Below are 23,647 nucleotides of genomic sequence, written 5' to 3'. Positions count from 1 at the left end.
TTTGGCTAAATGTATCAATGCCTGTTTGTTTTATGCCAAACCTTAGCATGTGATACGGGGCTTATTTTTTAAAAACGCTAAATTGTAGCGGAAAAACCCCACCGAACCAACGATTTTAAAAGGAATATCTTACAAAACTGTGATTTGGCTAAAAATCTATATTCAATTAGGCGTGACGTGCTTTACTATATGCCTTCTTTAGCCTGTAGTTTTGTAGATAAGGATAGGTTATGCAACGTATCGCCATTAATGGGTTTGGCCGAATTGGACGTAATGTGTTACGTGCCTGGTTTGAGAGCTCAAAACAATTTCAATTTGAAATCGTGGCGATTAACGACATAGCAGATGTGCAAACATTAGTGCATTTATTTAAATATGACTCAACACATGGCCGCTTCAATGGAAATGTGGAAATATTCATTGAAAATGAAAAAGTTTTTTTGAATATTCAGTCAAATCAACGAGCGTTAAAAGTTGAGGTTTTAAAGCAGGAACAACCTGAACTTTTACCATGGTCTAGTTTAGATATTGATGTGGTACTTGAGTGTACAGGACTGTTCCGTTCTCACGCTGATGCAACGCGTCATCTACAAGCAGGGGCGAAGCGGGTGATTATTGGGGCAGCGCCTTTTGATCATGTCGATGCAGCCATTGTTTATGGTGTAAATCATCATGAAGTCAAAGTGACTGATCAGATCATATCAAGCGTTTCATGTACTACGCAGGCTTTGGTTCCATTGGTGAAAATTATTGATGATGCTTTTGGTATTGAAACAGCGCTTATGACCGAAATTCATGCAGTAACGGCAGACCAATCTGTACTTGATCATGCACATCGTGATTTGCGCCGCGCTAGAGCTTCAGGACAAAATATTATTCCAACCACGTCTAGTGCACTCGGTGCATTAAAACGTGTTATGCCTAAAATGGAAGACCGTATAGACGGTTATTCAATTCGGGTACCTACTATTAATGTAGCTGCAATTGACTTAACTTTTATCGCGCAATCTCCAATTACTGTCCATCATATTAATGAATTGTTAATTAAAGCATCTCAAACAGACTATGCAGAAATTATGGCAGTAACAGATGAGCCGTTAGTTTCCAGTGATTTTAACCATTCACCTTATTCACTCATCGTTGATTTAACTCAGACTATGGTCGTTGGGCATCAAGCTAAAGTATTTGCTTGGTACGATAATGAATGGGGCTATGCAAATCGATTATTAGATTTGTGCGATTCTTTCTGAAAGTGAACTAAAGTAATAAAGGATGTTGAATAAACATCCTTTTTATAATTATTAATTTGAAGTATAAAAAGTTAAAAATAATGAAAATTATAAATATTGGTGTTGTGTAAAATTATATCTATTTGTATGATTCGCAAACATTAAAATTTTAATTATAGAGTTCATATGAAATTTAATTCAAAAAGAATAAGTGTTTTTTTAATTTTTACATCTACTATTATTTTAACTGCTTGTGGTGGTGAAAGCTCAGATCAAAATACCAATGGTCAAGCTGAAAATAATTTAGAAAAAGAAGACAAAATTTACCAAGTTTATTATCAATCTTCTGATATTTCTTCAGGTATCTATAGTGATTTTTTTGAAATTACTCAATATCCAATTAAAAATAATGAAATATTTTTTGCAAAGTCACATAACCAGCCGTTAGAAACTGAGGTTTTAACTGAAAAGAAAATTTTAAATAAAGGGACGTTACAAACTAATATTGTGAAAAGGTTAACATCGAGCAGTTGGACTTATGAATTAACCCCTGATTTGAAACAAAATTTAAAGTTTGAAATTGTGAAGTTGGATGGTGAAAATATCTTTGATCGTGTATTGCCGGGCTATAAAGAAAATATAAATTTAGAAACGGGACTTCATAATCAGCTTGATAAAAATTTAATTGAATTTTACCAAAACTATAAGAATGTTACGTTTCCAAAAAATAGTTATTGTTATCGTTTAAAAGAGACTCAATGGAATCAATCTTATATTTCATATATATCTAGTTTTTATGCCAATCCCGCGTTTAGTGAGAAAAAGCAGTCAATCATCGAAAGATATAATAACCTAGGTCTAGATAAAAAGTATTTTAGGCTTCTAAACTCGCAGTGGTATGGTTATAACTTAACTGTTTTAGAAAACTTAGAAACTGGTGATACTCAAAGTGTAGCAGGTAATAATAATGATCAGTCTGCTTCTATGGAATTTGTATCAAGCAGTTTATGGGATGCCGATAAAAGTTTGGCGTATGAGAAGTCTCACCTTTATTTTATAGAAGATAACCCGCTTAATGATGTGCATTCATTAATTGCTTTCAGACAAAAGTTAAAAATCGCAAATCTTGAAAAAGGTTGCTTTGCTTTTAATACTCAAGCAGCTCAAGCCATTCAAAAGCTAAATTTGATTAACTGGAAACAAGGTGATAGTTCAGTTATTGGTCCATTCTTTGGTCGAAGAACTTTTGACTATGATATAAGTAAAGCTGAGTAAAGCATTGAATATTATTATTAATTGTTTAAATCTTCTTTTTGACTTTAGAGTTTATTAAGAAAGATTTATGCAAATTGTCAGGTGCATGGCAGAAAGTATCATGCTACACTAAGAGAAATCGGGTGTGTTCCCGATTTTTTTATGTGGGGTCGTTCCACGTTGATCAGATTTTAGGCTTGAAATATGACCATTTCAGAGACATGGTTGCTGCCTGACGGGGTAGCAGATGTATTGCCGGAACAGGCACAAGTCATTGAAAAACTTCGCCGTGAAGCTTTAGATTTCCTCGCGGTGCGAGGTTATCAATTGGTATATACACCATTTATCGAATACATCGAATCGTTGTCTTCATTATCAGAATCAAATCAAGACTTAGATTTAGTAACTTTTAAGGTTATTGATCAGCTCTCAGGCCGTTTACTCGGTGTTCGTGCTGATATGACGCCGCAAGTTGCACGTATTGATGCACATGTAAGGCCAGTTGAAGGTGTTGCACGTTACTGTTATTCAGGGACTGTATTACATACTAAACCACAAAATTTCAATGCTACACGTGCACCTTTGCAATTAGGTGCAGAGTTATATGGCCACGATAGTATCGAAGCTGATGTCGAAATGGTCGATGTCATGTTAGGACTGATTGAGAATATCTATACATTACAAGGCGCGCATTTAGATTTGGGTCATGTAGGTTTGTTCCGCAGTCTAGTGAAGTATGCTGGCCTGTCAAAAAATGAAGAACATGAACTGTCTGATCTTTATCAAAGAAAAGCATTGCCAGAGTTAGCAGAGTTTACTCAAAGCCTTAACATGGGTTCTGATTTCTATGCGCTTGGTCGTTATTCTAGTGATCTAGAAGCATTGCAGACGAATTTAAGTGCCAATATTTTGCAAGATGCTGAATTTAAGTCAGCATTAGATGCACTCAAGACGACGCTTGAGCAAATTAAAGGTCGTTGGCCAAATCTCAATATCGGTATTGATGTTGTAGAGCTACGTAGTTATCACTATCACACCGGCTTAATGTATGCAGTATATGCGCCGAACCGTGCTGCGCCGTTAGCGCAGGGTGGCCGTTACGATGGTATTGGTGAGCACTTTGGTCGTGCACGTCCTGCTACTGGCTTCAGTTGCGATTTATATGCCTTAGGTGCAAATCAGTTCGCCGAAATAGAAACTGTTGTTGCTCCAAAAGGCTCAGAACAAGATTTACTCTCAGCAATTTCGAATGCACGCGCTCAAGGTTTACGTGTCGTTCAATTGTTAGGTAATGATGATTTAAGTTCTATTCCATACGCGACCCATCAACTCGTGGCGCAAAATGGTCAATGGAATATTGAAAAGATCTAAACGCCAACGGTAAGTTTTTACTGGTGGTTTCCAATTTTAACAGCATGATGTAATGAGGCTATTATGGGCAAAAATGTTGTGGTACTTGGTACCCAATGGGGCGACGAAGGTAAAGGTAAAATCGTCGACCTGCTCACAGATCAGGCGGCTGCGGTAGTACGTTATCAAGGCGGACATAACGCAGGTCATACTCTTGTCGTAGGTGGTAAAAAGACTGTATTGCACCTCATTCCATCAGGCATTTTACGTGAAAACGTATTGTGCTTAATTGGTAATGGTGTGGTACTTTCACCAGCCGCGTTAATTGAAGAAATGGGAATTTTGGAAGCGGAAGGAGTTCCTGTTAAAGAACGCCTACGTATTTCTCCAAACTGTCCACTCATTTTGCCTAACCACATTGCACTTGATCAGGCACGTGAAAAGAAACGTGGTAATGCTAAAATCGGTACTACAGGTCGTGGTATTGGTCCTGCTTACGAAGATAAAGTAGCTCGCCGTGCAGTGCGTGTTGCTGACCTTGTTCGTGGTGGCGCGGCATTAGAAGAAAAACTGTCTGAAATGCTTGAGTTACATAACTTCCAATTGACTCAGTTCTACGGTGTAGAAGCTGTTAAATTTGAAGATGTATTGGCTCTTTGCAACCAATGGCGTGAAGTTCTTGCTCCATTAGTGATTGACGTGACTAAAGTGTTACATGACTACCGCAAAGAAGGTAAGCCTGTAATGTTTGAAGGCGCTCAAGGCTCACTTTTAGACATCGACCACGGTACTTATCCGTATGTGACTAGCTCAAATACAACTGCTGGTGGCGTAAGCTCTGGTTCAGGTATGGGACCTTTACATCTTGATTATGTATTAGGTATTACTAAAGCTTATACAACACGTGTAGGTGCTGGTCCATTCCCAACTGAATTGGTTTACGATGCAGCTGCTGATGCTGGTGACCCAGTGGGTAAACACCTTGGTACAGTTGGTCATGAATTTGGTGCTTCTACTGGTCGTCAACGTCGTTGTGGTTGGTTTGATGCTGAAATTCTTCGCCGTTCTGTAGATGTAAACTCACTTTCTGGTATTTGCTTAACTAAACTAGACGTTCTAGATGGTTTAGAAGAAGTGAAAATCTGTGTGGGCTATGAAAATACAGATTCAGGTTGTGTAGGTTCTTCTGATGCGGTTTCTTTTGAATGTTTGAAACCAATTTATGAAACTATGCCTGGTTGGAGCGAGTCGACTGTTGGTTTAACCAGCATCGAACAATTGCCAGCAAATGCTTTAGCTTATGTGAAGCGTATTGAACAATTAATCGAATGTCCGATTGATATCGTTTCAACTGGTCCAGACCGTGCAGAAACAATTGTTTTACGTCATCCATTCTCTGCTTAATTAGCAAAGATTAAAAAGGCCTCCTAAAAGGGGGCTTTTTTATACCCGACTAAAGTGCAGTTTTCGTTTTATTCGATTCAGATTAAAACGTTAGATAGATAAGGAATGATGGGCTCAGGATGAAGCTACAACCAACTATTTCGAAAACAATTTTTTATTCTTTTTTATTCGCTATTGGTGGTTCACCGACACTGGCGATGTTAGTTATTTATGGTCAAGAATATCATGAAGATTTCTTCATGACCGCGTTTATGAGTCTGTCAGTATTGTTCGCATGTGTGTTAATTCCTGTGGTGCTCATACAAAATAGTTATTTACTCTGGAAAAGAGAAAGCCCTAATCTTGAAGAGAAAGTTAAGTTTTTAAGTTATGTTTATCTTGGCTTAAATGTAATATGTCTAATTTTCTGGATTTATTTGATGACTTTATCGGCTTGATCGTTACATAAATACTATGATCATGAAGAAATGAGACATTCAAAGTGTGAATGGTATTTCTTATAATAAGTGCAAAAGAATAAACAGCTTTTTCTCGATTTAGGTGATCCATGTTATGAATAAAAAACTCTTTTTAAGCTTGTGTGCGGCAAGTGTGATGACCATTTCTGGCTGTGCAACAGTAGCGGACATGGCGGGTGCAGATACTGCAACCTTAAATGCTCAGTCTGCTCAAGGTTTTAGTAAAATGGTGCAGGAAGCGCGTGGCAAAGGAACGCTGGACACAAGTTCAAGTACCTATAACCGTATTAATGCTGTTTTTAACCGTTTAAAACCGTATGCAAACCAGATGAACCAAACTGGTCAGCCTTTTAGTTGGCAGTTGGCAGTACTGAAATCAGACACCATTAATGCTTATGTAGCACCAGGTGGTAAAGTGGTGTTCTATACAGGCATTGTAAATAAATTGAACCTGACAGATGCTGAAATTGCAGCTGTTATGGGGCATGAAATGACTCACGCCTTAGAAGAGCATGCAAAAAGTAAAATTGGTGCTCAAGCTTTAACTGATTTAGCATTAAATATTGGCTTAAGTCAGATTAATGGTGGTAATGTGGGTCAACTAGGGTCGGCTGCGGCTCAGTTAGGTTCACAAGTCGGTGTAGGCTTACCATATTCGCGTAGCTTGGAAAGTCGTGCTGACCAAGGTGGCTTAATGCTAATGGCACGTGCAGGTTATAATCCAAATGCAGCGATTACACTTTGGGAAAAAATGAATAAACTTGAAGGTGGCGGTGGTTCATCATTCTTGTCTACTCACCCTTCTAACTCTCAGCGTATTAGCGATATGCGTCAAAACTTGCCTGCAGCAATGGCTATTTATAATAGCCGTAAATAAGATATAAATTTTTTATAGATAAAGAAGACGGATGCTTAAGCATCCGTTTTTTTTATTTAAGGAGCTGGGTTGGGCTGTTGAACATGAATGGCTTCAATGCCTTGTAAGACTTCAGCAGGCAGTTCAATTTCAAATGCCTGAATATTTTCTTTAAGTTGGTCTAGATTAGTGGCACCAATAATTGTGCTGGTTACAAAGAATTGTTGTTTGATAAATGCTAATGCCATTTGAGTTAAGCTTAACCCATGTTTCTCAGCTAGCTGTGCATATTGTTCAGTTGCCCACTCACTTTGAGGGTTACTATAGCGGCTAAAACGTGGAAATAATGTGACACGAGCATTAGCGGGACGAGCGCCATTTCTAAACTTGCCAGAGAGGTAGCCAAACGCAAGAGGAGAGTAAGCGAGTAAACCAACATCTTCATATTTAGCAATTTCAGACATACCTATTTCATAAGTACGGTTGAGAAGGCTATATGGGTTTTGAACACTTACAAACTTACTGACACCTAGCTTTTCAGCCAAATGTAAAAATTTCATAGTGCCCCACGGTGTTTCATTCGATAAGCCAATATAGCGAATACGCCCACGGTTAATCTCTTCTTGTAGAGCAAGTAATGTTTCTTCTAGAGGGGTGGTGTCGTAATCATCTTGTGCTTGCTGGTTGCCATAAGCTAGCGTACCGAAAAAGTTGGTATGGCGTTCAGGCCAATGCAGTTGATAGAGGTCGATATAGTCGGTTTGGAGACGTTTCAGGGAGTTATCTAGGGCTTTAGCAATATGATCGCTGTTGAAGCGCGTATGGCCTTCTCTGATGTGTGTTCCTCCAAAGCCTGGCCCTGCAATTTTAGAGGCAAGAAAGACTTTGTCACGTTGACCATTTTGGGCAAACCAATTGCCAATAATTGTTTCAGTTGCACCATAGGTTTCAGGTTTTGGCGGAACCGAATACATCTCTGCCGTATCCCAAAAATATAAACCGTGTGCCAGAGCATAATTGAGTTGTTCAAATGCTTCTTGTTGGGAGTTTTGCTCACCGAATGTCATGGTGCCTAAACAAATTTCTGGAAGTTTGAGGCCTGTGCGACTAAGTGGGTTAAATTGCATACAGCGGAATCCTTGGAAATTTTGAGTTAGCCTAACGGAGAATATGTATTCAACTTAAATCATAAAATTAGAATAGTTTGTAAGTTTTGTGTATTAACTCATTGTTGCATATAAAAAAAGCAAACCGAAGTTTGCTTTTTATTAAAAATTTAATAAATATTATTCTTCATCATCATAGTCTTCATCAGAAACAGGTGCTTCTTCTAATGAAACATCAAAAATAAGAATAGCTTTACCATCTGTCTGGATCATGCCTTGATCTTCTAATGTCTTAAGTACACGGCCAACCATCTCACGTGAACATCCCACAATACGGCCAATTTCTTGACGTGTAATACGAATTTGACGACCGTTTGGCAAAATCATTGCTTCTGGTTGTGAAGATAAGTCGATTAAACAACGTGCAATACGCCCAGACACATCAATAAATGCAAGATCTGTCATTTTACGAGTTGTATTTTTTAGACGGCGAACAAGTTGTGCAAAAACAGCATAACTTAAGTCCGGATATTGTTTGCTAAGTTCGTGGAAGTTGTCATAAGAAATTTCTGCAATTTCACAGACATCACGAGTACGAACTTCAGCTGTACGTTGAGGGTTCGGTTCGAAAAGCCCCATTTCCCCAAAGAAGTCGCCCGGATTCAAATACGCAACAACAATTTCACGTTCGTCATCTTCACGTAAAATAATTGAAACTGAGCCTTTTAAAATTAAGTATAAAGATTTTGACTCTGTTCCGGCATCAACAATTGTGGTTCGTTTTGGATATCTGTTGATGTGAGCACGTTTTAACAATGCTTTAACGGATTCAGGTAGTTGCCCCGGAGATAAAGCATCTGTGCTGAGTTGTGAAAAATTTGAAGTCATGCTTAATATGTTCCGAATAGGGTAAACAATTCACACAAGCCCGAGATGAGCTATTACACAGAAGAGATGAAATTCCTTATCAACTCATTTTATGTTAGTGTACAAAACAAGGGTCTGTTGACATTTCACAGATGGTTGCGACATAAGACAAATTCTTTTAGACGTTACCAAGCAAGAGCTATGAAATTTAGCCATTCTAAATAAATAGATCTTAACAACGGAACGTACAAAATAACATGGTCTTGCGCTGTGCCTGCGCTGCTTAAATGGCAACTCAGATTATGGCTGAAATTTCACAAACTATATAACAAAACTGGACAAAGGATTGCCATTGTCTGGGTTTTGCGTCTTATTTGGATTAATTTTTAGCTCTAACGCAATCCATAGATGAAATGTCAACAGACCCTGCTTAAATTTATAATTTTTTTTAGGTAGTTGCAATGCAAACAAGTGTACATTGGCTAGAGAATGTTGCTTTTGAAGCGAAATCGGATAGTGGGCATAGTGTCATTATGGATGGCTCACCTGAGTATGGTGGTGAAAACCGTGGTCCACGTCCTATGGAATTGCTATTAATGGGACTTGGTGGGTGTGCTTCGTTTGATATTGTGACCATTTTAAAGAAATCTCGTCAAGATGTGACGAATGTTGTATGTGATTTAAAAGCTGAGCGTGCTGACACAATTCCGGCTGTTTTTACTAAAATCCACTTACACTTTGTGGTAACGGGTAAAGCTGTTAAAGAAAAACAGGTTGCAAAAGCGGTTGAATTGTCTGCCGAAAAATATTGTTCAGCGAGTAAAATGCTTTCCGATGGTGGTGTAGAAATTACCCATGACTTTGAAATTATTGAAGCGGAATAAGACAGTTTTTTGATAGCTAAAAATTAAAAGAAGCTGACATTAGAGTTGGCTTTTTTATTGTCAAAAATAACTAAAAAATAAGAGGAGAGATGAAATGAATATTCGTACTGCTAAATGGGAAGATACTCAAGCAATATGCGATTTACTTAAACAGATGGGCTACCCACAGCCACTCACTCTTATCCAAGAAAAATTTGAAATACTGCATAATGACGCTAACTCACAAATTTTGGTTGCTGAAGAAAAGGGCAAGATTTGTGGTTTTTTATCTCTTTATTTTATTCCGCAAATTGCCTTAGAGGGTGACTTTGCCAAAATATGCTATCTGTGCGTTGATGAGAATATGCGTAGTAAAGGTGTAGGGCGGTTACTCGTACAAGAAGCTGAGCAACAAGCCAAGCGCCGTGGTTGTGATCGAATGGAACTTCATTCTGGAGTGCAAAGACCTTTGGCACATCAATTTTACCTAAGAGAAGGCTATATCGAAGCACCAAAGTATTTTCGTAAAGCTTTAAATTAACGAGCTGTATTTAGAAAAAGCTGAGGATCTACCCGAGCATTATTAAGACTCATGCCCCAATGTAGGTGAGGACCTGTCACACGTCCAGTTTTGCCCACTAAACCTAGTGTTTCTCCTTGGTGGATATGTTGGCCTTTCTCTACTTTAATTGCGCTTAAATGGCAGAACATGCTGACTAGGCCTTGGCCATGATCAATCAACACGGTTTGACCATTAAAAAAATAAGATCCGGTTTGGATAACGACACCATCTGCGGGTGCAACAACTTTTTGTCCTATTGGCGCAGGGATATCTAAACCTGAGTGGGGAGCACGCTCTTCACCATTAAAAAAACGCTTTCGTCCAAAAGAGTTAGAAAACTTCCCTGAAGTCGGGCGTATAAATGCTGGTAAGGTTTGCCATGAACTCTTCGTAAATGAGCTATACACATCATTTTGTTCTTTAGCTTCTTGAGCATAACGGTCTAACTGGCTTTGGTTCGGGTTCACATAATCTTGGTTAGTGACTTTAATCCGTTGCTCCGCATAAGGATAGGACTTAATTTCTATTTGAATAGGGGTTTTATTCGTGTCGAGTTGTACATTGCCAAGTGGGGTAGATAAGGGTATACCCACAACAGCATAACGCTGCTGACCTTCGTGACTAATTAAAACTGGCTTTTGTTGAAAAGTGACCTGAGTAATATCAGCGGTTAATGGGACAACTGCGATGCCACCGGGTCTTCTTGAGTCTTGTGGAAGCTCGGCGACTGCCAGTGCTGAAGTAAAAAGACAAGTTGTTGTTAATAGAATGTGTTTAAAGTGCATTTTTCATTTCAAAACGAGTAGTAAACTAACAAGATAAACTAAAGCTTAATCAATAAATTCTCAATGAAGAGTTTGTGAAAAGCGTAGTATGAATAAGCATGACGCTAAATATTCAAGTATTTTAATAAAATGTAGCTGAACTATACTTGAAATATATACAAAACAATCCCATATTATAATGGAGTTTTACTCATTGTTATTTTAATAACATTATGAAAAATATATAAAAATTTATTTGAAATCCGAAAAAATGTTCCCATCTATTAGACAAGTACAAATTTGTTGTGAGGAATAACAAGAATGCGTTTTGAAAAATTTACAAACCGCTTGCAGCAAGCCCTTTCAGATGCTCAATCTTTAGCGATGGGTAAAGACCATACCGCGATCGCTGGTATTCATATTTTGTCTACCCTATTAGAAGAGCCATCAAATATTAGTTTGTTGCAACAAGCAGGTGCACGGTTACCTGAACTTAAACAAAAGCTTGAGCAAGCTATAAAAGATGCTCCGACCATTGCGAATCCGACTGGGGATGTCAATTTAAACCCTGAAGCTGTTAAAGCGCTTAATCTTGCAGATAGATATGCACAAAAAGCGGGTGATGAATTTTTGTCAACTGACTGGGTGCTATTAGGCTTAGCAGAAACAGGCGAAACTAAAAATATTTTAAGTGCCGTAGGTGTAACTCCCGACAGTCTACGTAAAGTAATTGAACATATTCGAGGTAGTGACAAAGTCATGAGTAATAATCACGAAGATCAACGTGACTCACTTAATAAATATACGATTGATTTAACTGAGCGTGCCTTATCTGGAAAACTTGATCCGGTGATTGGGCGTGATGACGAAATCCGCCGTACTATTCAGGTTTTATCACGTCGTACAAAAAACAACCCTGTTCTTATTGGTGAACCAGGTGTAGGTAAAACCGCTATTGTTGAAGGTTTGGCTCAGCGTATTGTCAATGGTGAAGTACCAGAAGGCTTAAAAAGCAAACGTGTTTTATCTTTAGATTTAGGTTCATTACTTGCTGGTGCTAAATATCGTGGTGAGTTTGAAGAACGTCTAAAAGCTGTTTTAAAAGATTTGGCAAAACATGAAGGCGAAATCATCCTGTTTATTGATGAGCTACATACGCTTGTAGGTGCAGGTAAAGGCGATGGCGCAATGGATGCAGGTAATATGTTAAAACCTGCATTGGCTCGTGGTGAATTGCGCTGTGTGGGTGCAACAACTTTAGATGAATACCGCCAATATATTGAAAAAGATGCTGCATTAGAGCGTCGTTTCCAAAAAGTGTTGGTTGATGAACCAAGTGTTGAAGATACTATTGCGATTTTACGTGGTCTAAAAGAGAAATATGCCACTCACCATGGTGTGCAAATTTTAGACTCAGCGATTATTGCAGCGGCAAAAATGTCTCATCGCTATATTACAGATCGTCAATTACCAGACAAAGCAATTGACTTGATTGATGAAGCCGCTTCTCGTATTAAGATGGAAATTGACTCTAAACCTGAAGCACTTGATAAACTTGATCGCCGTTTAATCCAGTTGAAAATGCAATTGGAAGCTGTGAAAAAAGATGAAGATGTCGGCAGTAAAGCTGAAGTTAATCATCTTGAAAAACAGATTGCTGAAGTCGAGAAAGAATACAACGATCTTGAAGAAATCTGGAAATCTGAGAAGACTCTTGTCGAGGGTACTAAACAGGCTCAGGTTGAACTTGATAAAGCACGTATTGCTTTTGAGAAAGCCCAGCGTGAAGGTGATTTAGCTGAAGCAGCACGTTTACAGTATGGTGTAATTCCAGAGTTACAAAAACAACTGGAGCAAGATGAAGTTGCTGAAGAAAACGAAGAGCCAAAACTCATTCGTACTAAAGTGACTGAAAACGAAATTGCCGAGGTTGTGAGTGCTGCAACAGGAATTCCGGTCACTAAAATGATGCAAGGCGAGCGTGAAAAACTCCTTAATATGGAAGAGTTTTTACATGACCGTGTTGTAGGTCAAGATGAAGCTGTTGTAGCCGTTTCGAATGCCGTACGTCGTTCACGTGCTGGCTTATCTGACCCGAATCGTCCTAGCGGATCATTCTTGTTCTTGGGCCCAACAGGTGTCGGTAAAACAGAATTAACCAAAGCATTGGCTAATTTCTTGTTTGACAGCGATGATGCCATGATTCGTATCGACATGAGTGAATTCATGGAAAAACATTCGGTTAGCCGTTTAGTTGGTGCGCCTCCAGGATATGTGGGTTATGAAGAAGGTGGTGTTTTAACTGAAGCTGTTCGCCGTAAACCATATAGTGTGGTGTTGTTTGATGAGGTTGAAAAAGCGCATCCAGATGTATTCAATATCTTGCTACAAGTGTTGGATGACGGTCGCTTAACAGACTCACAAGGTCGAGTAGTAGACTTTAAAAACACTGTAATTGTGATGACCTCGAACTTAGGTTCACAAGATGTACGTGAGCTAGGTGAGGGTGCAACAGACGATGAAGTGCGTACCATTGTAATGAATGCGGTAAGTCAGCATTTCCGTCCGGAATTTATTAACCGGATTGATGAACTTGTGATTTTCCATTCACTCAAAAAAGCACAGATTCGAGGCATTGCCGATATTCAGTTGGATCGATTACGTTCACGTCTGGTTGATCGTGATATGAGTTTAACTGTAGATGACACTGCTTTTGATTTATTGATTGATGCTGGTTTCGATCCTGTTTATGGCGCGCGTCCATTAAAACGTGCGATTCAACAACAGATTGAAAACACATTGGCACAAAAAATCTTGTCGGGTGATTTTGTCGCAGGTGATACCATTTTAGTGAAAGGTGAAAATGGTCATTTAGTCTTCGATAAAATGAAACTCAGCTAATCTTGTTCTGCTAAAACCGAAAAGAGAATATGGAAACATATTCTCTTTTTTTATGGTGAGGTTATTTATGTTTTTGATGTGAGTAAAGCAATTAAGGTGTCTGAAACTTTCTGAGTTAATGTCTTTAACTTTTGTTCGGGATGGCCAGATAAAAAATAATGGTAATGATAAATACGTTCTTGATAAGAAATGCAGATAAAAAAGGTACCTACAGGTTTTTCTGAGGTTTCACTTCCCCCAGATTTTAATAGCCCAGTACAACTTACAATAATATCAGCTTGTTGAAATAACGTTTGTCCCAACCTGCACATTTCCTCTGTAACTTGTGGTGACTCAGCTGTGTAAGTCTCTATTAACTTGGGATTAATATTTAAAATACTAATTTTAATGCTGGGGTCATAACTCACTAAACCACCGAGTAAAATGTCTGCACCGCTATTTTTATGAATAGAAAATTGACTGGTTAAATAACCGGAACTGGCACTTTCAATAAAGGCAATTTTGAGTTGAAGATTTTCTAATAGTTGGCAGCAGTGCTGAAGCATTATTTCACCTCGAATGGTGTTTATTTATAAATAAAATCGATTTACAGATAAATTATAAAATTACAGTAAGTGATTTAAGGGTGTCATTCAAGTCTGGGATAAAAATCTATAAAACTGCTTGAATATTCACAAAATGCCTGTGAAAAAAATCCGGTTTTAAAATGATCAATGTTAATTGTCGGGAAGTTTATTTATAACATTGCGACAAGCGTAAAAAATTGTTAATTTTGTTCGATATAACGAACAATAACAATTTTAGGATGAATGAAATGAACAATAAGCAAGGGTATATGCTGGGATTTTTGAGCGGTGTATCTGTATTATTATCAAACACATGGGCAGCACAACCAATGTCGGAAAGTGCACTTGCCACTCAAACAGGTGCGATAACAGCATCTTTACCAGTGATTATTGCCAAAGCTCAGAATGATGCTAAAAAACCTGTGATAGAACAACAACAAGTACAGCAGGCGTTAGGAGATAACTATTTACAGCAAGTTCGATGGGATGCGCTTAGAACTAGCGTACTTTCTCCGTATCAAGAACAAAAACAGAATCATGTTGTTGATAGTAAAGAAAAGAAGAAGTTAGAAATGATTGCGTTACCAGAAAGAGCAGATCGTTTTACTAAATATGATTTTGAGTCAAAAAATGTTCATGGTGAGGTTATTATTACCGTGAAGTAATAATAACCTCTAGTCTCATTAATACTGATCTAAACCAGGGTGCTGAATTTTCCATGCACGGTGGATTTTTTGATTACGTTTAAAATCAAGGCCGATGGTTTCAGAAGTGATTTCTTCAACCTGAAAAATAGCTTCGATCTCTTCGTCCATTTCAAAACCACGATAGTTATTCGAGAAGTAAAGCGTACCTTCACTGTGTAAACGGTTCATTGCGCGTTTAATAAGTGAGATGTGGTCACGTTGTACATCGAATGTACCATAGAATTTTTTCGAGTTTGAGAATGTCGGTGGGTCAATAAAAATAAGATCATATTGTTCATGACCTTCTTTTAACCACTCAAAACAGTCGCTGGCAAAGAACATGTGTTGTTCATCTGCATGATCTACAGTTAAGCCATTTAAAACGAAGTTTTCTTTTGACCAGTTTAGGTAAGTGTTAGATAAATCCACACTTGTTGTACTTGCAGCACCGCCAAGAGCAGCATGTAAGCTTGCAGTAGATGTATAGCTATATAAGTTCAAGAAGTGTTTACCACGTGCTTCTTGAGCAATACGTAAACGCATTTGACGGTGGTCAAGGAATAAACCTGTGTCGAGGTAATCAGTCAGGTTAACTAAAATTTTAGCTTTACCTTCTTGAACGATAAAGCGTTTTGAAGCTGTACTTTGCTTCGTATATTGAGTTGTACCAGTTTGGCGTGCACGTGTCTTAATAAAGATAGCATCACGGTTTAAGCCAGTAACAGCACGAATTGCGGCAAGCGCTAAATTAAAACGTTTTTTAGCTTTTTCTGGATCGATTGTTTTTGGTGGTGCGTATTCCTGAACGTGTAAACGGTCACCATATAAGTCAACAGCGACATTAAAGTCAGGTAAGTCTGCATCATACAAACGTAAGCAATAAACATTTTCTTTCGTTGCCCATTTTTTCAAAGCAGTCATATTTTTTTGCAAACGATTAGCGAAGTCTTGGGCTTCTTCCATTTCAATAGGTTGAGCTTGCCAAGTTGCTAAAAATGGTTGAGTTACTTTTTCAGGTTTGATTGCACCGAAACGAATATAAATTGGTAATTTACCATTCATTAAGCGTAAGGTTTCAGGCGCTTCAAATGCCAAAACATCAGATTGTTCAATTTGAGCTGCAATAACTGCTGCATATTGATTTGGGAAATGCTTTTGTAAAAGCGCTGATAAACCTAAGTATAGAGAACGGTTTGAAGCTTTTTCACCTAAACGTTCACCATAAGGCGGGTTAGTCACAATAAATGCAGTTTTGCCTTCAGCAGCAAAATCTGGCCAGTCAGCTAAAGTACGCTCTTCGATTTGAATCTGACCTAATAAATTTTCAAAGCCTGCCGCAATAATATTTTCACGGGTTGCTTTAATTGCTTCCCAATCTGCATCGTAGGCATAAAATTTAGGTAAAGGTAATTGAAGTGCTTTTTCGTGACGTTCTGCTGCTTCTGCTTTAAGTGAAAGCCAAAGTTCACGGTCATGACCATGCCAGCCATTAAATCCAAAACGGCGAACAAGTCCCGGTGCACGGTCAGTTAAAATCATTAATGCTTCAATGATGAATGTGCCTGAGCCACACATTGGGTCAAGTACAATCTCTGGATTACGCTGTTTAAGCTGAGCTTTTTGTAAAATTGCCGCAGCAAGGTTTTCTTTAATTGGTGCATCTGTCATGTAACGGCGGTAACCACGCTTATGGAGTGAGTCACCTGATAAATCTAGACAGTAGGTATGTTCAGTTTTACCTGCCAAAGCATAGATCGTAATTTCTGGTTGTTTAGTGTCAATGCTGGGACGACGACCTACAGCTTCCATAAAGGAATCAACGACACCATCTTTTACACGCAGAGTAGCAAATTGCGAATTGACCATGATTTCACGTTCGGCATGCAAGCGAATTGCAAAGGTACTTTGTGGTGCAAAAACAAGTGACCAGTCAAAGCTCATTGCACCTTCGTAGAGTTCTTCTGCGACATCACGTGCATCGTGCGTAAAATCAAGTTCATAAGTATGAATAGGAAGTAAAACACGAGACGCGAGACGCGACCACATACAGATGCGGTAAGCTTGTTCAAGCGTTCCTTCAATGATTAAACGTCCTGCTTTACGTTCTGTCACTTTGGTGCCAAGTTGTTCTATTTCTTCTTGTAAGAGGGGTTCTAAACCATCAGCACAAGTAATCCAATAGTGGTTTAAACGTAAAGAGGTATTCATAAACTCGATTGACCAAAACATATAAATATTAACGATGCAAAGTTTAACTTATTTTGATGTCTAAAGGTTTTTAAATTATTGCAACCTTTCATTTAGCAACCAATAATCTGATTTTTAAAGAGTAATACCTTGTAATTGGTATGTATTTTGCTAGACCAAGATAATTGATGGTTATTTATTTAACAGACAAAGTCGATTTTTAACCATTTTTATAATTTTAATGGATGGGGACGTTATAAATGAAAGACATGATGGGGAATGGTTTTATTACTAATGCGGATGCTTTCTCAGTGGCTACACAAATATATGTACGTATGCGTCGGGTAACTGGGCGGGTAATCGATGCAATGTATGTAATTCAAAATAAAGATTATGCAAAATATGTAATTACGGTGGCGTTAGAAACAGAGGATGATGAATTAAAACGATGTGTTGAGCGATTAAGAGCGTTAGTTGACACATTGCCAGAACCTTCTCAAAAAGAAACGCTCGCTGTTGCTAAGGTCGATGAAGAGCCAGAAATAACAGCCGAAGACATTTATCGGGCACAAGTTCCACATCATTATATTGGTGCTTTAAGGTAATCTCGAATAAGACCTTAAATTTTGGTCAATTTAGGGTCTTATTCTGTAAAGTTCTTCTGCGAAAAGAGCGGAATTCAGCTACACTATGCACGTTTTCGCGATTCGACCCATAGGAATCCATTATGCATATTGCAGCGTTGCATCAGCCGAGCCAGGTTCAGCTCAATCAGGACGGAAATTTAAAACATTTTTTAACAATTGAGGGACTTTCAAAAGAAAACCTCACGAAGATTTTAGATACCGCACAAAGCTTTTTAGATGATAATAATAATTTAATTAACCGTCCGCTCTTAGAAGGATTGACGGTTATGAATCTTTTCTTTGAAAACTCCACCCGCACCCGTACTACTTTTGAAGCAGCAGCAAAACGCTTGTCTGCCAATGTATTGAATATTGATATTGCACGTTCAAGTACATCAAAAGGTGAAACGCTACGAGATACGCTTTGGAACCTTGAAGCAATGGCTGCCGATATTTTTGTTGTCCGCCATTCATCTTCTGGCGCTGCACATTTCATTGCTAAAGATGTATGTCCAAAGGTCGCGATTATTAATGCTGGAGATGGACGTCATGCTCATCCAACGCAAGCGATGCTTGATATGCTTACAATTCGCCGTGAAACAAAAAAACCTTTTGAAGAGTTGAGTGTTGCCATTATTGGAGACATTAAACACTCTCGCGTAGCACGTTCGGATGTGGCTGCATTACAAACTCTTGGATGTAAAGATATTCGCGTGATTGCACCGAATACATTATTGCCAGTGGGTTTTTCAGAATATGGCGAACACGTTCGCTTGTTCAATAATATGGATGCTGGAATCGCAGATTGTGATGTGATTATTGCTCTACGTATTCAAAATGAACGTATTGACTCTCCGGCATTATCTTCACAGTCTGAATTCTACAGAATGTATGGATTAAACAAAGAGCGTCTTGGTTTAGCTAAACCGGACTGTATCGTGATGCACCCGGGACCAATGAATCGTGGTGTGGAAATTGACTCAAGTGTTGCAGATGGAGACCAGTCGGTTATTTTGAAACAAGTAACCAACGGTATTGCTGTTCGTATGGCTGTGTTGGCACTGTCAATGCAAGGCCAACTCCAAGAGCAAGGTTTAATTGAAGCGATTACGTTGTAAGGAATGGATCACATGAGTATTGTAAAAATTGAAAATGTACGTGTGTTAGACCCAATCCAAAAAACAGACAACGTACAAACTGTATATATTCAAAATGGCAAGTTGGTTGCTCCAGTAGAGCAAGTTGAACAAACCATCGATGGTCAAGGCAAATGGTTAATGCCAACCATGGTTGATTTGTGCGCGCGTTTGCGTGAACCTGGTCAACAGCAACACGGTACACTTAAATCTGAAGGTAAAGCAGCACGTGCTAATGGTATTTTGCATGTGATTACTCCACCAGACTCAAAACCGATTGTGCAAGACAATGGTGCGCTTATTCATGGCTTGATTGAAAAGGCATGGCTTGATGGCGGCATTCATATGCATATTATCGGTGCTCAAACCCAAGGTCTAAATGGTAAACAACCTGCAAATATGGCCGGTCTTAAAAAGGGTGGTTGTACTGCTGTTTCAAATGCTAACGCTGCTTTTGAAAATGATGATGTGGTTATTCGTACTTTGGAATATGCAGCGGGTCTTGGTTTAACGGTTGTGTTCTATGCCGAAGAACCACAAATTGCTAAAGATGGATGTACACACGAAGGCTTTATTGCTTCTCGCCAAGGTCTGCCAATGATTCCGGCGCTTGCTGAAACTGTAGCGATTGCAAAATATTTGCTTATGATTGAAGCAACTGGCGTAAAAGCTCACTTTGGTTTGTTATCTTGTGGTGCATCGGTTGAGTTAATTCGTGCGGCAAAAGCAAAAGGCTTGCCTGTGACTGCTGACGTTGCAATGCATCAGTTACATTTAACTGAACACTTAATCGATGGTTTCAATTCACTTGCACACGTTCGCCCGCCATTGCGTTCTGAGCAAGATAAAGAACTTTTACGTCAAGGATTAAAAGAAGGCGTAATTGATGCAATTTGTACGCACCATGAACCTTTAAGCAGTTCGGCAAAAATGGCGCCATTTGCTGAAACTCAGCCGGGTATTACCGCTTTTGATACTTATGTATCTTTAGGCGTTCAACTCATTAATGAGGGTTTATTTGAACCTCTTGAATGGGTTGCTAAAGTTACTAGTGTTCCAGCACAGGTTGCGAATATGACCTCGCGTTGGGAAGATGAAGCTGGATGGGTATTGGTAGATCCTGCTTTAAGCTGGACAGTAAGCAAAGACACTATTTTATCGCAAGGAAAAAATACTCCATTGTTGGGTCAAACCTTGACGGGTAAAGTACTTCAAACTTTTGTTAACTGATAAAGTGCTTAGTTAAAGTAAATTTAAAATATAAACAGGTAGATCAATATGATCTACCTGTTTTGTAAATACTAGATGGAAAATTGTATATAAATTATATAAAAAACAACAAAAGATTGAAGGAAGATTAGAATAAAAAACTATCAGCAAAGAGAAGTATTTGAATAATCAAAAATTGCTGGTTACGACGTATAAGATTCGGGAGAATAACCAATGTCGATAAACCCTATAGAATTGCTTAAAGAAAAAGTATCTTCAATATTATTAAATGAACAGGATGGATACCTAGGCGAAAAATCGAATGCTTTATCTAAGTTTTATCCAATTTTACTTTCATTATTAGCTGCTAAACCTGATCTTATCGGACAATTGAAAAACAGTTTGGCTCCTTCCTTATCAGACCTTTTTTCTCATAATGACCAAATCAAAAATACTGTACTTACCCATTTAAGTGGTACAGCACCAAATAATGAAATTGAAAGTACACTCAACAGCGCGATTAAACCCAGCCTTAATGCAATTTCAGATGTTGCCGGAAATGACCAGCAAAGTATTGTGAATTACTTGCGCCAGCATGCAGATACTATTCGTTCATATTTACCTGCATGGGCAGTGGGTCTATTAGCACCTCTAGGTGTTGGTGCAGGTCTATCTTCGGTTACACATTCAACTTCAACAGCTCCACCATTAGCCGCAGCCAGCGAAAAAACAGGTAAGTCTCGTGGGTTTTTGCCCATTATCGCTCTAATTATTCTGGGTCTTATCATTGCGTGGTTATGGCGTTCTTGTCAGCATAAAGAAGCTGTACCAGCACCAGAACCATCAGCTGCAAGTGGTGTTGAAGCCGCTGCTGCACCAGCTAGTTTAACTTTAAGTACAGATGATAAAGGGGCAGTGAGTCAGTGTCAGGTTGGGATTGGCGACCAAGGCTTCTTGGCAACGCTACAAACAAACGTTAAAAAGGTTTTTTCGACAACTCAAGATTGTAATGTAGATACAAGCCAAACTTATGCGGCTTCATTTACAGACAAAGATGCACTTGCTGGTGTGCTTGGCGCATTAAAAGGTGTGCCAAATGCATCTTTAGAATGGGTGGGTGATAAAATTACTTTGAAAGCTGGTGATGCGGCAGCATTAGAAGCTTTAACTGCAAAAGTAAAAGCATTGGTGCCACATACTGAGGTTGTAGCCGCAGCACCAGTAACAGCTGAACAATCTGTGAGCAATAGCTTGAGTGCATCACAAACTGCTCTAACAGCAATTGACCCGAACAATGTCGATGTAAATGCTTTGGTGAAAGCCCTTAACTTGCAAATTATTAATTTTGCGAGTGGTTCAAGTGAAATCCCTGCGGATAACAAAGCTATTCTTGATCAAGCTGTAACACTTTTAAATAAAGTGTCTGGAGTGAAATTAAATGTTGGTGGTCATACCGACTCAACAGGTAACGCTGCTGCAAATAAAGCTTTGTCTCAACGCCGTGCTCAAGCAGTGGTAGATTATTTAAAATCTAAAGGTGTGGATGCTTCTAAATTAGTTGCAGAAGGTCATGGTTCTGATCAGCCAGTTGCAGAAAACACGACAGAAGAAGGTCGCTTTAAAAACCGTCGTATTGAGTTTTCAGTAGCCCAATAATCGATTGATTTATGAAAAATTAGTTATTTTAATTTGAAAAAAGCTTCTCATTTTGAGAAGCTTTTTTGTTGAGACAAATAATGTTGGATTGATATGAAAATCAGTTTGGTGGGAAGTGGGCGAGTTGCCTTTCATTTGGCAAAGGCTTTATTGGGCGAAGGTCATAACATCGTGCAAGTCTATGCGCGTGATTTTGATAAAACCCAAAAATTTGCAGAAAAAATTCAAGCAAAAGCATGCCAAACTCTTCGCGAATTTCAACCGACTGATCTTATCATTTTAGCGGTTTCAGATAGTGCAATTGCAGAGCTTGTAAAACAAGTTCATGAATTCTTTCCTGACACACTTATTGTCCATACTTCGGGGAGTACTGATATTGAAGTCATCCGTCATGTACATGAAAAAGCAGGGGTGTTTTACCCATTACAAACATTTAGCTTAGAAAGAGATGTTGATTGGACTTCAACGCCATTATTTGTTGAAGCAATAACAGATGTCGACCAGAAACTACTTTCAGATTTAGCAAATGGCCTAAGCAATCGAGTATATCAATACACCTCAAAACAACGTTTAACTTTACACTTAGCGGCTGTATTCGCTTGTAACTTTAGTAATTACTGTTTTGATATGGCAAAACAGGTTGTAGATAAAGAGCTGGTGGACTTTAGCTTGCTCTATCCTTTAATTATGGAAACAGCTAAAAAAGCGACTGAAAATGATCCGAAACAAATGCAAACTGGGCCTGCGGTAAGGGGAGATCAGAATATCTTGGCAATGCATCAAGACTTATTGGCTCAAGCAAATCAAGATGATTTAAAACAGGTTTATCAACTTTTAAGTGATGGCATCGTGAAACGCCATCACTCGGCTTAAAGCTTATTTAAAAATTAAGGTTCGCCGTTATTGCCCCATTTTAAGAAGCCAGCGCGTTGATTTAAACGTTCAAAATATTGGTCGACATGCTTAAGCGTTGGATGGTCAAAAGGAGTGGCCTTCCAGCGCTGTACAGACAAGCCAATTGGAATGTCTGCTAGGGTAAACTCAGTACCTGCAACGTAGGCCTGAGTTTTTGCAAGTTGTTGATCAAGAATCTGCATATGATGATTCCAGTCATTAATCCCTTGTTGTAATAAGTTTGGATCTTGATGATCTGGTGAGTGTCTCAAGAGAGACATAATCGTATAAGTCCAGCTGTTATTCAGCTCGATCGCTTGCCAATCAATCCACTGGTCGACAAAGAATCTTTCTTTCGCTTGAGAAGGGTAAAGCTGATGCTCTTTATCGTAAGCATTTGCTAGATAACGGATAATACTGTTGGACTGCCAAAGGACTAAATCGCCATCTAAAACAACAGGAATTTGACCGTTGGGGTTTAATTGTAAATATTCAGGTGATTGTGCTGAGCGAAAGCCTCGACCCCAATCTTCTCTTTCATATTCAAGATTTAACTCTTCACACAGCCATAAGACTTTGCGAACATTAATGGAGTTATCGCGCCCTAAAATTTTTAACATGTGTTTTCCTTAGCAATTTTTAGTATGGCAAGTACCAGTTTCTATAAATAGCTAGATTTGGCTCGATTGGCAATTATTAACTGGGTAGTGTGTTACGATTTATCTTCATTATTAGTAAAAAAACTAATCTTAAAAGTTCTATTTTTGATTGATACGTTAAATTATATTTTTTCACTAATTGAAGAACAGTTGTCTTGAGTTAACTGAAAGTTTACTCTTTAAATGAGTGAGTTCGGATATGAATTTTAGAAAATTAAATTATGTATATTGAATACATAGTAAAAAACTGAAACTATATTAATATCTTTTTTATAAAAAATATTTGTCAAATACACTATGAAAAAATATATTAAGTATGTATTTAAAAAGGTATTGAAAATCATTAGACTAGAGAGCTTGTGTGGGGTTTAACTAAACTTAAAATCAAGTTGTGATATTAATTCTTTAGAAGAA

The 23,647-nt window shown here is 38.4% G+C and carries 21 protein-coding genes and 1 pseudogene; 16 read left to right on the top strand and 6 right to left on the bottom strand.

The window, feature by feature from the left end; translation table 11 throughout:
- The first annotated feature begins 230 nt into the window (after window positions 1-230).
- The 6 genes from gap (at window position 231) to F886_RS00080 (ending at window position 6,572) form a co-directional block, all read left to right on the top strand.
- Window positions 231-1,250 carry a type I glyceraldehyde-3-phosphate dehydrogenase gene (gap, locus tag F886_RS00105; protein ID WP_005299057.1) on the top strand — a complete coding sequence of 340 codons (1,020 nt, stop codon included), beginning with the start codon at window positions 231-233 and terminating at the stop codon, window positions 1,248-1,250.
- A 165-nt stretch (window positions 1,251-1,415) separates the two neighbouring features.
- Complete coding sequence (locus F886_RS00100) at window positions 1,416-2,504, top strand: hypothetical protein (RefSeq protein WP_005299054.1); 1,089 nt, start codon at window positions 1,416-1,418, stop codon at window positions 2,502-2,504.
- 183 nt (window positions 2,505-2,687) lie between these two features.
- Window positions 2,688-3,854, top strand: coding sequence for an ATP phosphoribosyltransferase regulatory subunit (locus F886_RS00095; RefSeq protein WP_003652693.1), 1,167 nt, complete (start codon window positions 2,688-2,690; stop codon window positions 3,852-3,854).
- A gap of 63 nt (window positions 3,855-3,917) precedes the next feature.
- Window positions 3,918-5,237, top strand: a complete 1,320-nt coding sequence (locus F886_RS00090) for an adenylosuccinate synthase (protein WP_005299051.1) — start codon at window positions 3,918-3,920, stop codon at window positions 5,235-5,237.
- Window positions 5,238-5,356: 119 nt separating this feature from the next.
- Window positions 5,357-5,674, top strand: coding sequence for a hypothetical protein (locus F886_RS00085; protein ID WP_005299047.1), 318 nt, complete (start codon window positions 5,357-5,359; stop codon window positions 5,672-5,674).
- Between the two features lie 115 nt (window positions 5,675-5,789).
- Window positions 5,790-6,572 (top strand): M48 family metallopeptidase, encoded by a 783-nt coding sequence (locus tag F886_RS00080; protein WP_005299044.1) that lies wholly within the window; start codon window positions 5,790-5,792, stop codon window positions 6,570-6,572.
- Window positions 6,573-6,628: 56 nt separating this feature from the next.
- Here the strand turns inward: F886_RS00080 and F886_RS00075 are convergent, their stop codons facing one another.
- Together F886_RS00075 and crp are read right to left on the bottom strand one after the other, a co-directional pair.
- Window positions 6,629-7,678, bottom strand: coding sequence for an NADP(H)-dependent aldo-keto reductase (locus F886_RS00075; protein ID WP_005299040.1), 1,050 nt, complete (start codon window positions 7,676-7,678; stop codon window positions 6,629-6,631).
- A 159-nt stretch (window positions 7,679-7,837) separates the two neighbouring features.
- Complete coding sequence (gene crp / locus F886_RS00070; protein WP_004793675.1) at window positions 7,838-8,545, bottom strand: cAMP-activated global transcriptional regulator CRP; 708 nt, start codon at window positions 8,543-8,545, stop codon at window positions 7,838-7,840.
- 242 nt (window positions 8,546-8,787) lie between these two features.
- Between crp and F886_RS20475 the strand changes: the two are divergent.
- From F886_RS20475 to F886_RS00060, 3 genes and pseudogenes are all read left to right on the top strand, one after another.
- A pseudogene (locus tag F886_RS20475) lies at window positions 8,788-8,850 on the top strand (hypothetical protein); the annotation flags it as partial.
- 135 nt (window positions 8,851-8,985) lie between these two features.
- Window positions 8,986-9,408 carry an OsmC family protein gene (locus F886_RS00065; protein ID WP_005299036.1) on the top strand — a complete coding sequence of 141 codons (423 nt, stop codon included), beginning with the start codon at window positions 8,986-8,988 and terminating at the stop codon, window positions 9,406-9,408.
- A gap of 94 nt (window positions 9,409-9,502) precedes the next feature.
- On the top strand, window positions 9,503-9,928 hold the full coding sequence (locus F886_RS00060; protein WP_005299034.1) for a GNAT family N-acetyltransferase: 426 nt from the start codon (window positions 9,503-9,505) through the stop codon (window positions 9,926-9,928).
- On the opposite strand, the gene F886_RS00055 is transcribed toward F886_RS00060, so the two are convergent.
- Window positions 9,925-10,734, bottom strand: a complete 810-nt coding sequence (locus tag F886_RS00055) for a peptidoglycan DD-metalloendopeptidase family protein (protein WP_005299031.1) — start codon at window positions 10,732-10,734, stop codon at window positions 9,925-9,927. The genes F886_RS00060 and F886_RS00055 overlap by 4 nt on opposite strands.
- 300 nt (window positions 10,735-11,034) lie before the next feature.
- Between F886_RS00055 and clpB the strand changes: the two genes are divergently transcribed.
- Window positions 11,035-13,614: an ATP-dependent chaperone ClpB gene (gene clpB, locus F886_RS00050; protein ID WP_005299028.1), complete on the top strand. Its 2,580-nt coding sequence runs from the start codon at window positions 11,035-11,037 to the stop codon at window positions 13,612-13,614.
- Between the two features lie 65 nt (window positions 13,615-13,679).
- Here clpB and F886_RS00045 read toward each other — a convergent pair whose 3' ends face one another.
- Entirely contained in the window at window positions 13,680-14,159 is a 480-nt protein-coding gene (locus tag F886_RS00045) for a CinA family protein (protein ID WP_005299026.1), read from the bottom strand.
- Between the two features lie 269 nt (window positions 14,160-14,428).
- Here F886_RS00045 and F886_RS00040 point away from each other — a divergent pair, with 269 nt between their 5' ends.
- Window positions 14,429-14,845, top strand: a complete 417-nt coding sequence (locus tag F886_RS00040) for a hypothetical protein (protein WP_005299023.1) — start codon at window positions 14,429-14,431, stop codon at window positions 14,843-14,845.
- An 18-nt stretch (window positions 14,846-14,863) separates the two neighbouring features.
- On the opposite strand, the gene rlmKL is transcribed toward F886_RS00040, so the two are convergent.
- Complete coding sequence (gene rlmKL, locus F886_RS00035; RefSeq protein ID WP_034590538.1) at window positions 14,864-17,074, bottom strand: bifunctional 23S rRNA (guanine(2069)-N(7))-methyltransferase RlmK/23S rRNA (guanine(2445)-N(2))-methyltransferase RlmL; 2,211 nt, start codon at window positions 17,072-17,074, stop codon at window positions 14,864-14,866.
- Between the two features lie 239 nt (window positions 17,075-17,313).
- Here rlmKL and F886_RS00030 point away from each other — a divergent pair, with 239 nt between their 5' ends.
- The 5 genes from F886_RS00030 to F886_RS00010 all read left to right on the top strand — a co-directional run bounded on the left by F886_RS00030 (window position 17,314) and on the right by F886_RS00010 (window position 22,553).
- On the top strand, window positions 17,314-17,658 hold the full coding sequence (locus F886_RS00030; protein ID WP_005299015.1) for a hypothetical protein: 345 nt from the start codon (window positions 17,314-17,316) through the stop codon (window positions 17,656-17,658).
- 122 nt (window positions 17,659-17,780) lie between these two features.
- Window positions 17,781-18,797 carry an aspartate carbamoyltransferase catalytic subunit gene (locus F886_RS00025; protein WP_003652674.1) on the top strand — a complete coding sequence of 339 codons (1,017 nt, stop codon included), beginning with the start codon at window positions 17,781-17,783 and terminating at the stop codon, window positions 18,795-18,797.
- 12 nt (window positions 18,798-18,809) lie between these two features.
- Entirely contained in the window at window positions 18,810-20,045 is a 1,236-nt protein-coding gene (locus tag F886_RS00020) for a dihydroorotase (RefSeq protein WP_005299011.1), read from the top strand.
- A 213-nt stretch (window positions 20,046-20,258) separates the two neighbouring features.
- Window positions 20,259-21,680: an OmpA family protein gene (locus F886_RS00015; RefSeq protein WP_005299008.1), complete on the top strand. Its 1,422-nt coding sequence runs from the start codon at window positions 20,259-20,261 to the stop codon at window positions 21,678-21,680.
- A 93-nt stretch (window positions 21,681-21,773) separates the two neighbouring features.
- On the top strand, window positions 21,774-22,553 hold the full coding sequence (locus tag F886_RS00010) for a Rossmann-like and DUF2520 domain-containing protein (RefSeq protein ID WP_005299006.1): 780 nt from the start codon (window positions 21,774-21,776) through the stop codon (window positions 22,551-22,553).
- Between the two features lie 14 nt (window positions 22,554-22,567).
- On the opposite strand, the gene F886_RS00005 is transcribed toward F886_RS00010, so the two are convergent.
- Complete coding sequence (locus F886_RS00005) at window positions 22,568-23,194, bottom strand: glutathione S-transferase family protein (protein WP_005299003.1); 627 nt, start codon at window positions 23,192-23,194, stop codon at window positions 22,568-22,570.
- Window positions 23,195-23,647: the final 453 nt, after the last annotated feature.

Source organism: Acinetobacter sp. NIPH 542, assembly GCF_000369825.1.
GTDB classification, from domain to species: domain Bacteria; phylum Pseudomonadota; class Gammaproteobacteria; order Pseudomonadales; family Moraxellaceae; genus Acinetobacter; species Acinetobacter oleivorans.
The sequence above is the reverse complement of the archived record's forward strand: the minus strand, read 5'-3'. Positions and strand labels throughout refer to the sequence as shown.

Coding starts and splice junctions, on each gene's coding strand:
- F886_RS00040 (WP_005299023.1), top strand. CDS start 14,429: ATGAACAATAAGCAAGGGTATATGCTGGGATTTTTGAGCGGTGTATCT.
- F886_RS00085 (WP_005299047.1), top strand. CDS start 5,357: ATGAAGCTACAACCAACTATTTCGAAAACAATTTTTTATTCTTTTTTA.
- F886_RS00100 (WP_005299054.1), top strand. CDS start 1,416: ATGAAATTTAATTCAAAAAGAATAAGTGTTTTTTTAATTTTTACATCT.
- F886_RS00005 (WP_005299003.1), bottom strand. CDS start 23,194: ATGTTAAAAATTTTAGGGCGCGATAACTCCATTAATGTTCGCAAAGTC.
- F886_RS00010 (WP_005299006.1), top strand. CDS start 21,774: ATGAAAATCAGTTTGGTGGGAAGTGGGCGAGTTGCCTTTCATTTGGCA.
- F886_RS00015 (WP_005299008.1), top strand. CDS start 20,259: ATGTCGATAAACCCTATAGAATTGCTTAAAGAAAAAGTATCTTCAATA.
- F886_RS00020 (WP_005299011.1), top strand. CDS start 18,810: ATGAGTATTGTAAAAATTGAAAATGTACGTGTGTTAGACCCAATCCAA.
- gap (WP_005299057.1), top strand. CDS start 231: ATGCAACGTATCGCCATTAATGGGTTTGGCCGAATTGGACGTAATGTG.
- F886_RS00095 (WP_003652693.1), top strand. CDS start 2,688: ATGACCATTTCAGAGACATGGTTGCTGCCTGACGGGGTAGCAGATGTA.
- F886_RS00075 (WP_005299040.1), bottom strand. CDS start 7,678: ATGCAATTTAACCCACTTAGTCGCACAGGCCTCAAACTTCCAGAAATT.
- F886_RS00025 (WP_003652674.1), top strand. CDS start 17,781: ATGCATATTGCAGCGTTGCATCAGCCGAGCCAGGTTCAGCTCAATCAG.
- crp (WP_004793675.1), bottom strand. CDS start 8,545: ATGACTTCAAATTTTTCACAACTCAGCACAGATGCTTTATCTCCGGGG.
- F886_RS00090 (WP_005299051.1), top strand. CDS start 3,918: ATGGGCAAAAATGTTGTGGTACTTGGTACCCAATGGGGCGACGAAGGT.
- rlmKL (WP_034590538.1), bottom strand. CDS start 17,074: ATGAATACCTCTTTACGTTTAAACCACTATTGGATTACTTGTGCTGAT.
- F886_RS00045 (WP_005299026.1), bottom strand. CDS start 14,159: ATGCTTCAGCACTGCTGCCAACTATTAGAAAATCTTCAACTCAAAATT.
- F886_RS00055 (WP_005299031.1), bottom strand. CDS start 10,734: ATGCACTTTAAACACATTCTATTAACAACAACTTGTCTTTTTACTTCA.
- F886_RS00080 (WP_005299044.1), top strand. CDS start 5,790: ATGAATAAAAAACTCTTTTTAAGCTTGTGTGCGGCAAGTGTGATGACC.
- F886_RS00060 (WP_005299034.1), top strand. CDS start 9,503: ATGAATATTCGTACTGCTAAATGGGAAGATACTCAAGCAATATGCGAT.
- clpB (WP_005299028.1), top strand. CDS start 11,035: ATGCGTTTTGAAAAATTTACAAACCGCTTGCAGCAAGCCCTTTCAGAT.
- F886_RS00030 (WP_005299015.1), top strand. CDS start 17,314: ATGAAAGACATGATGGGGAATGGTTTTATTACTAATGCGGATGCTTTC.
- F886_RS00065 (WP_005299036.1), top strand. CDS start 8,986: ATGCAAACAAGTGTACATTGGCTAGAGAATGTTGCTTTTGAAGCGAAA.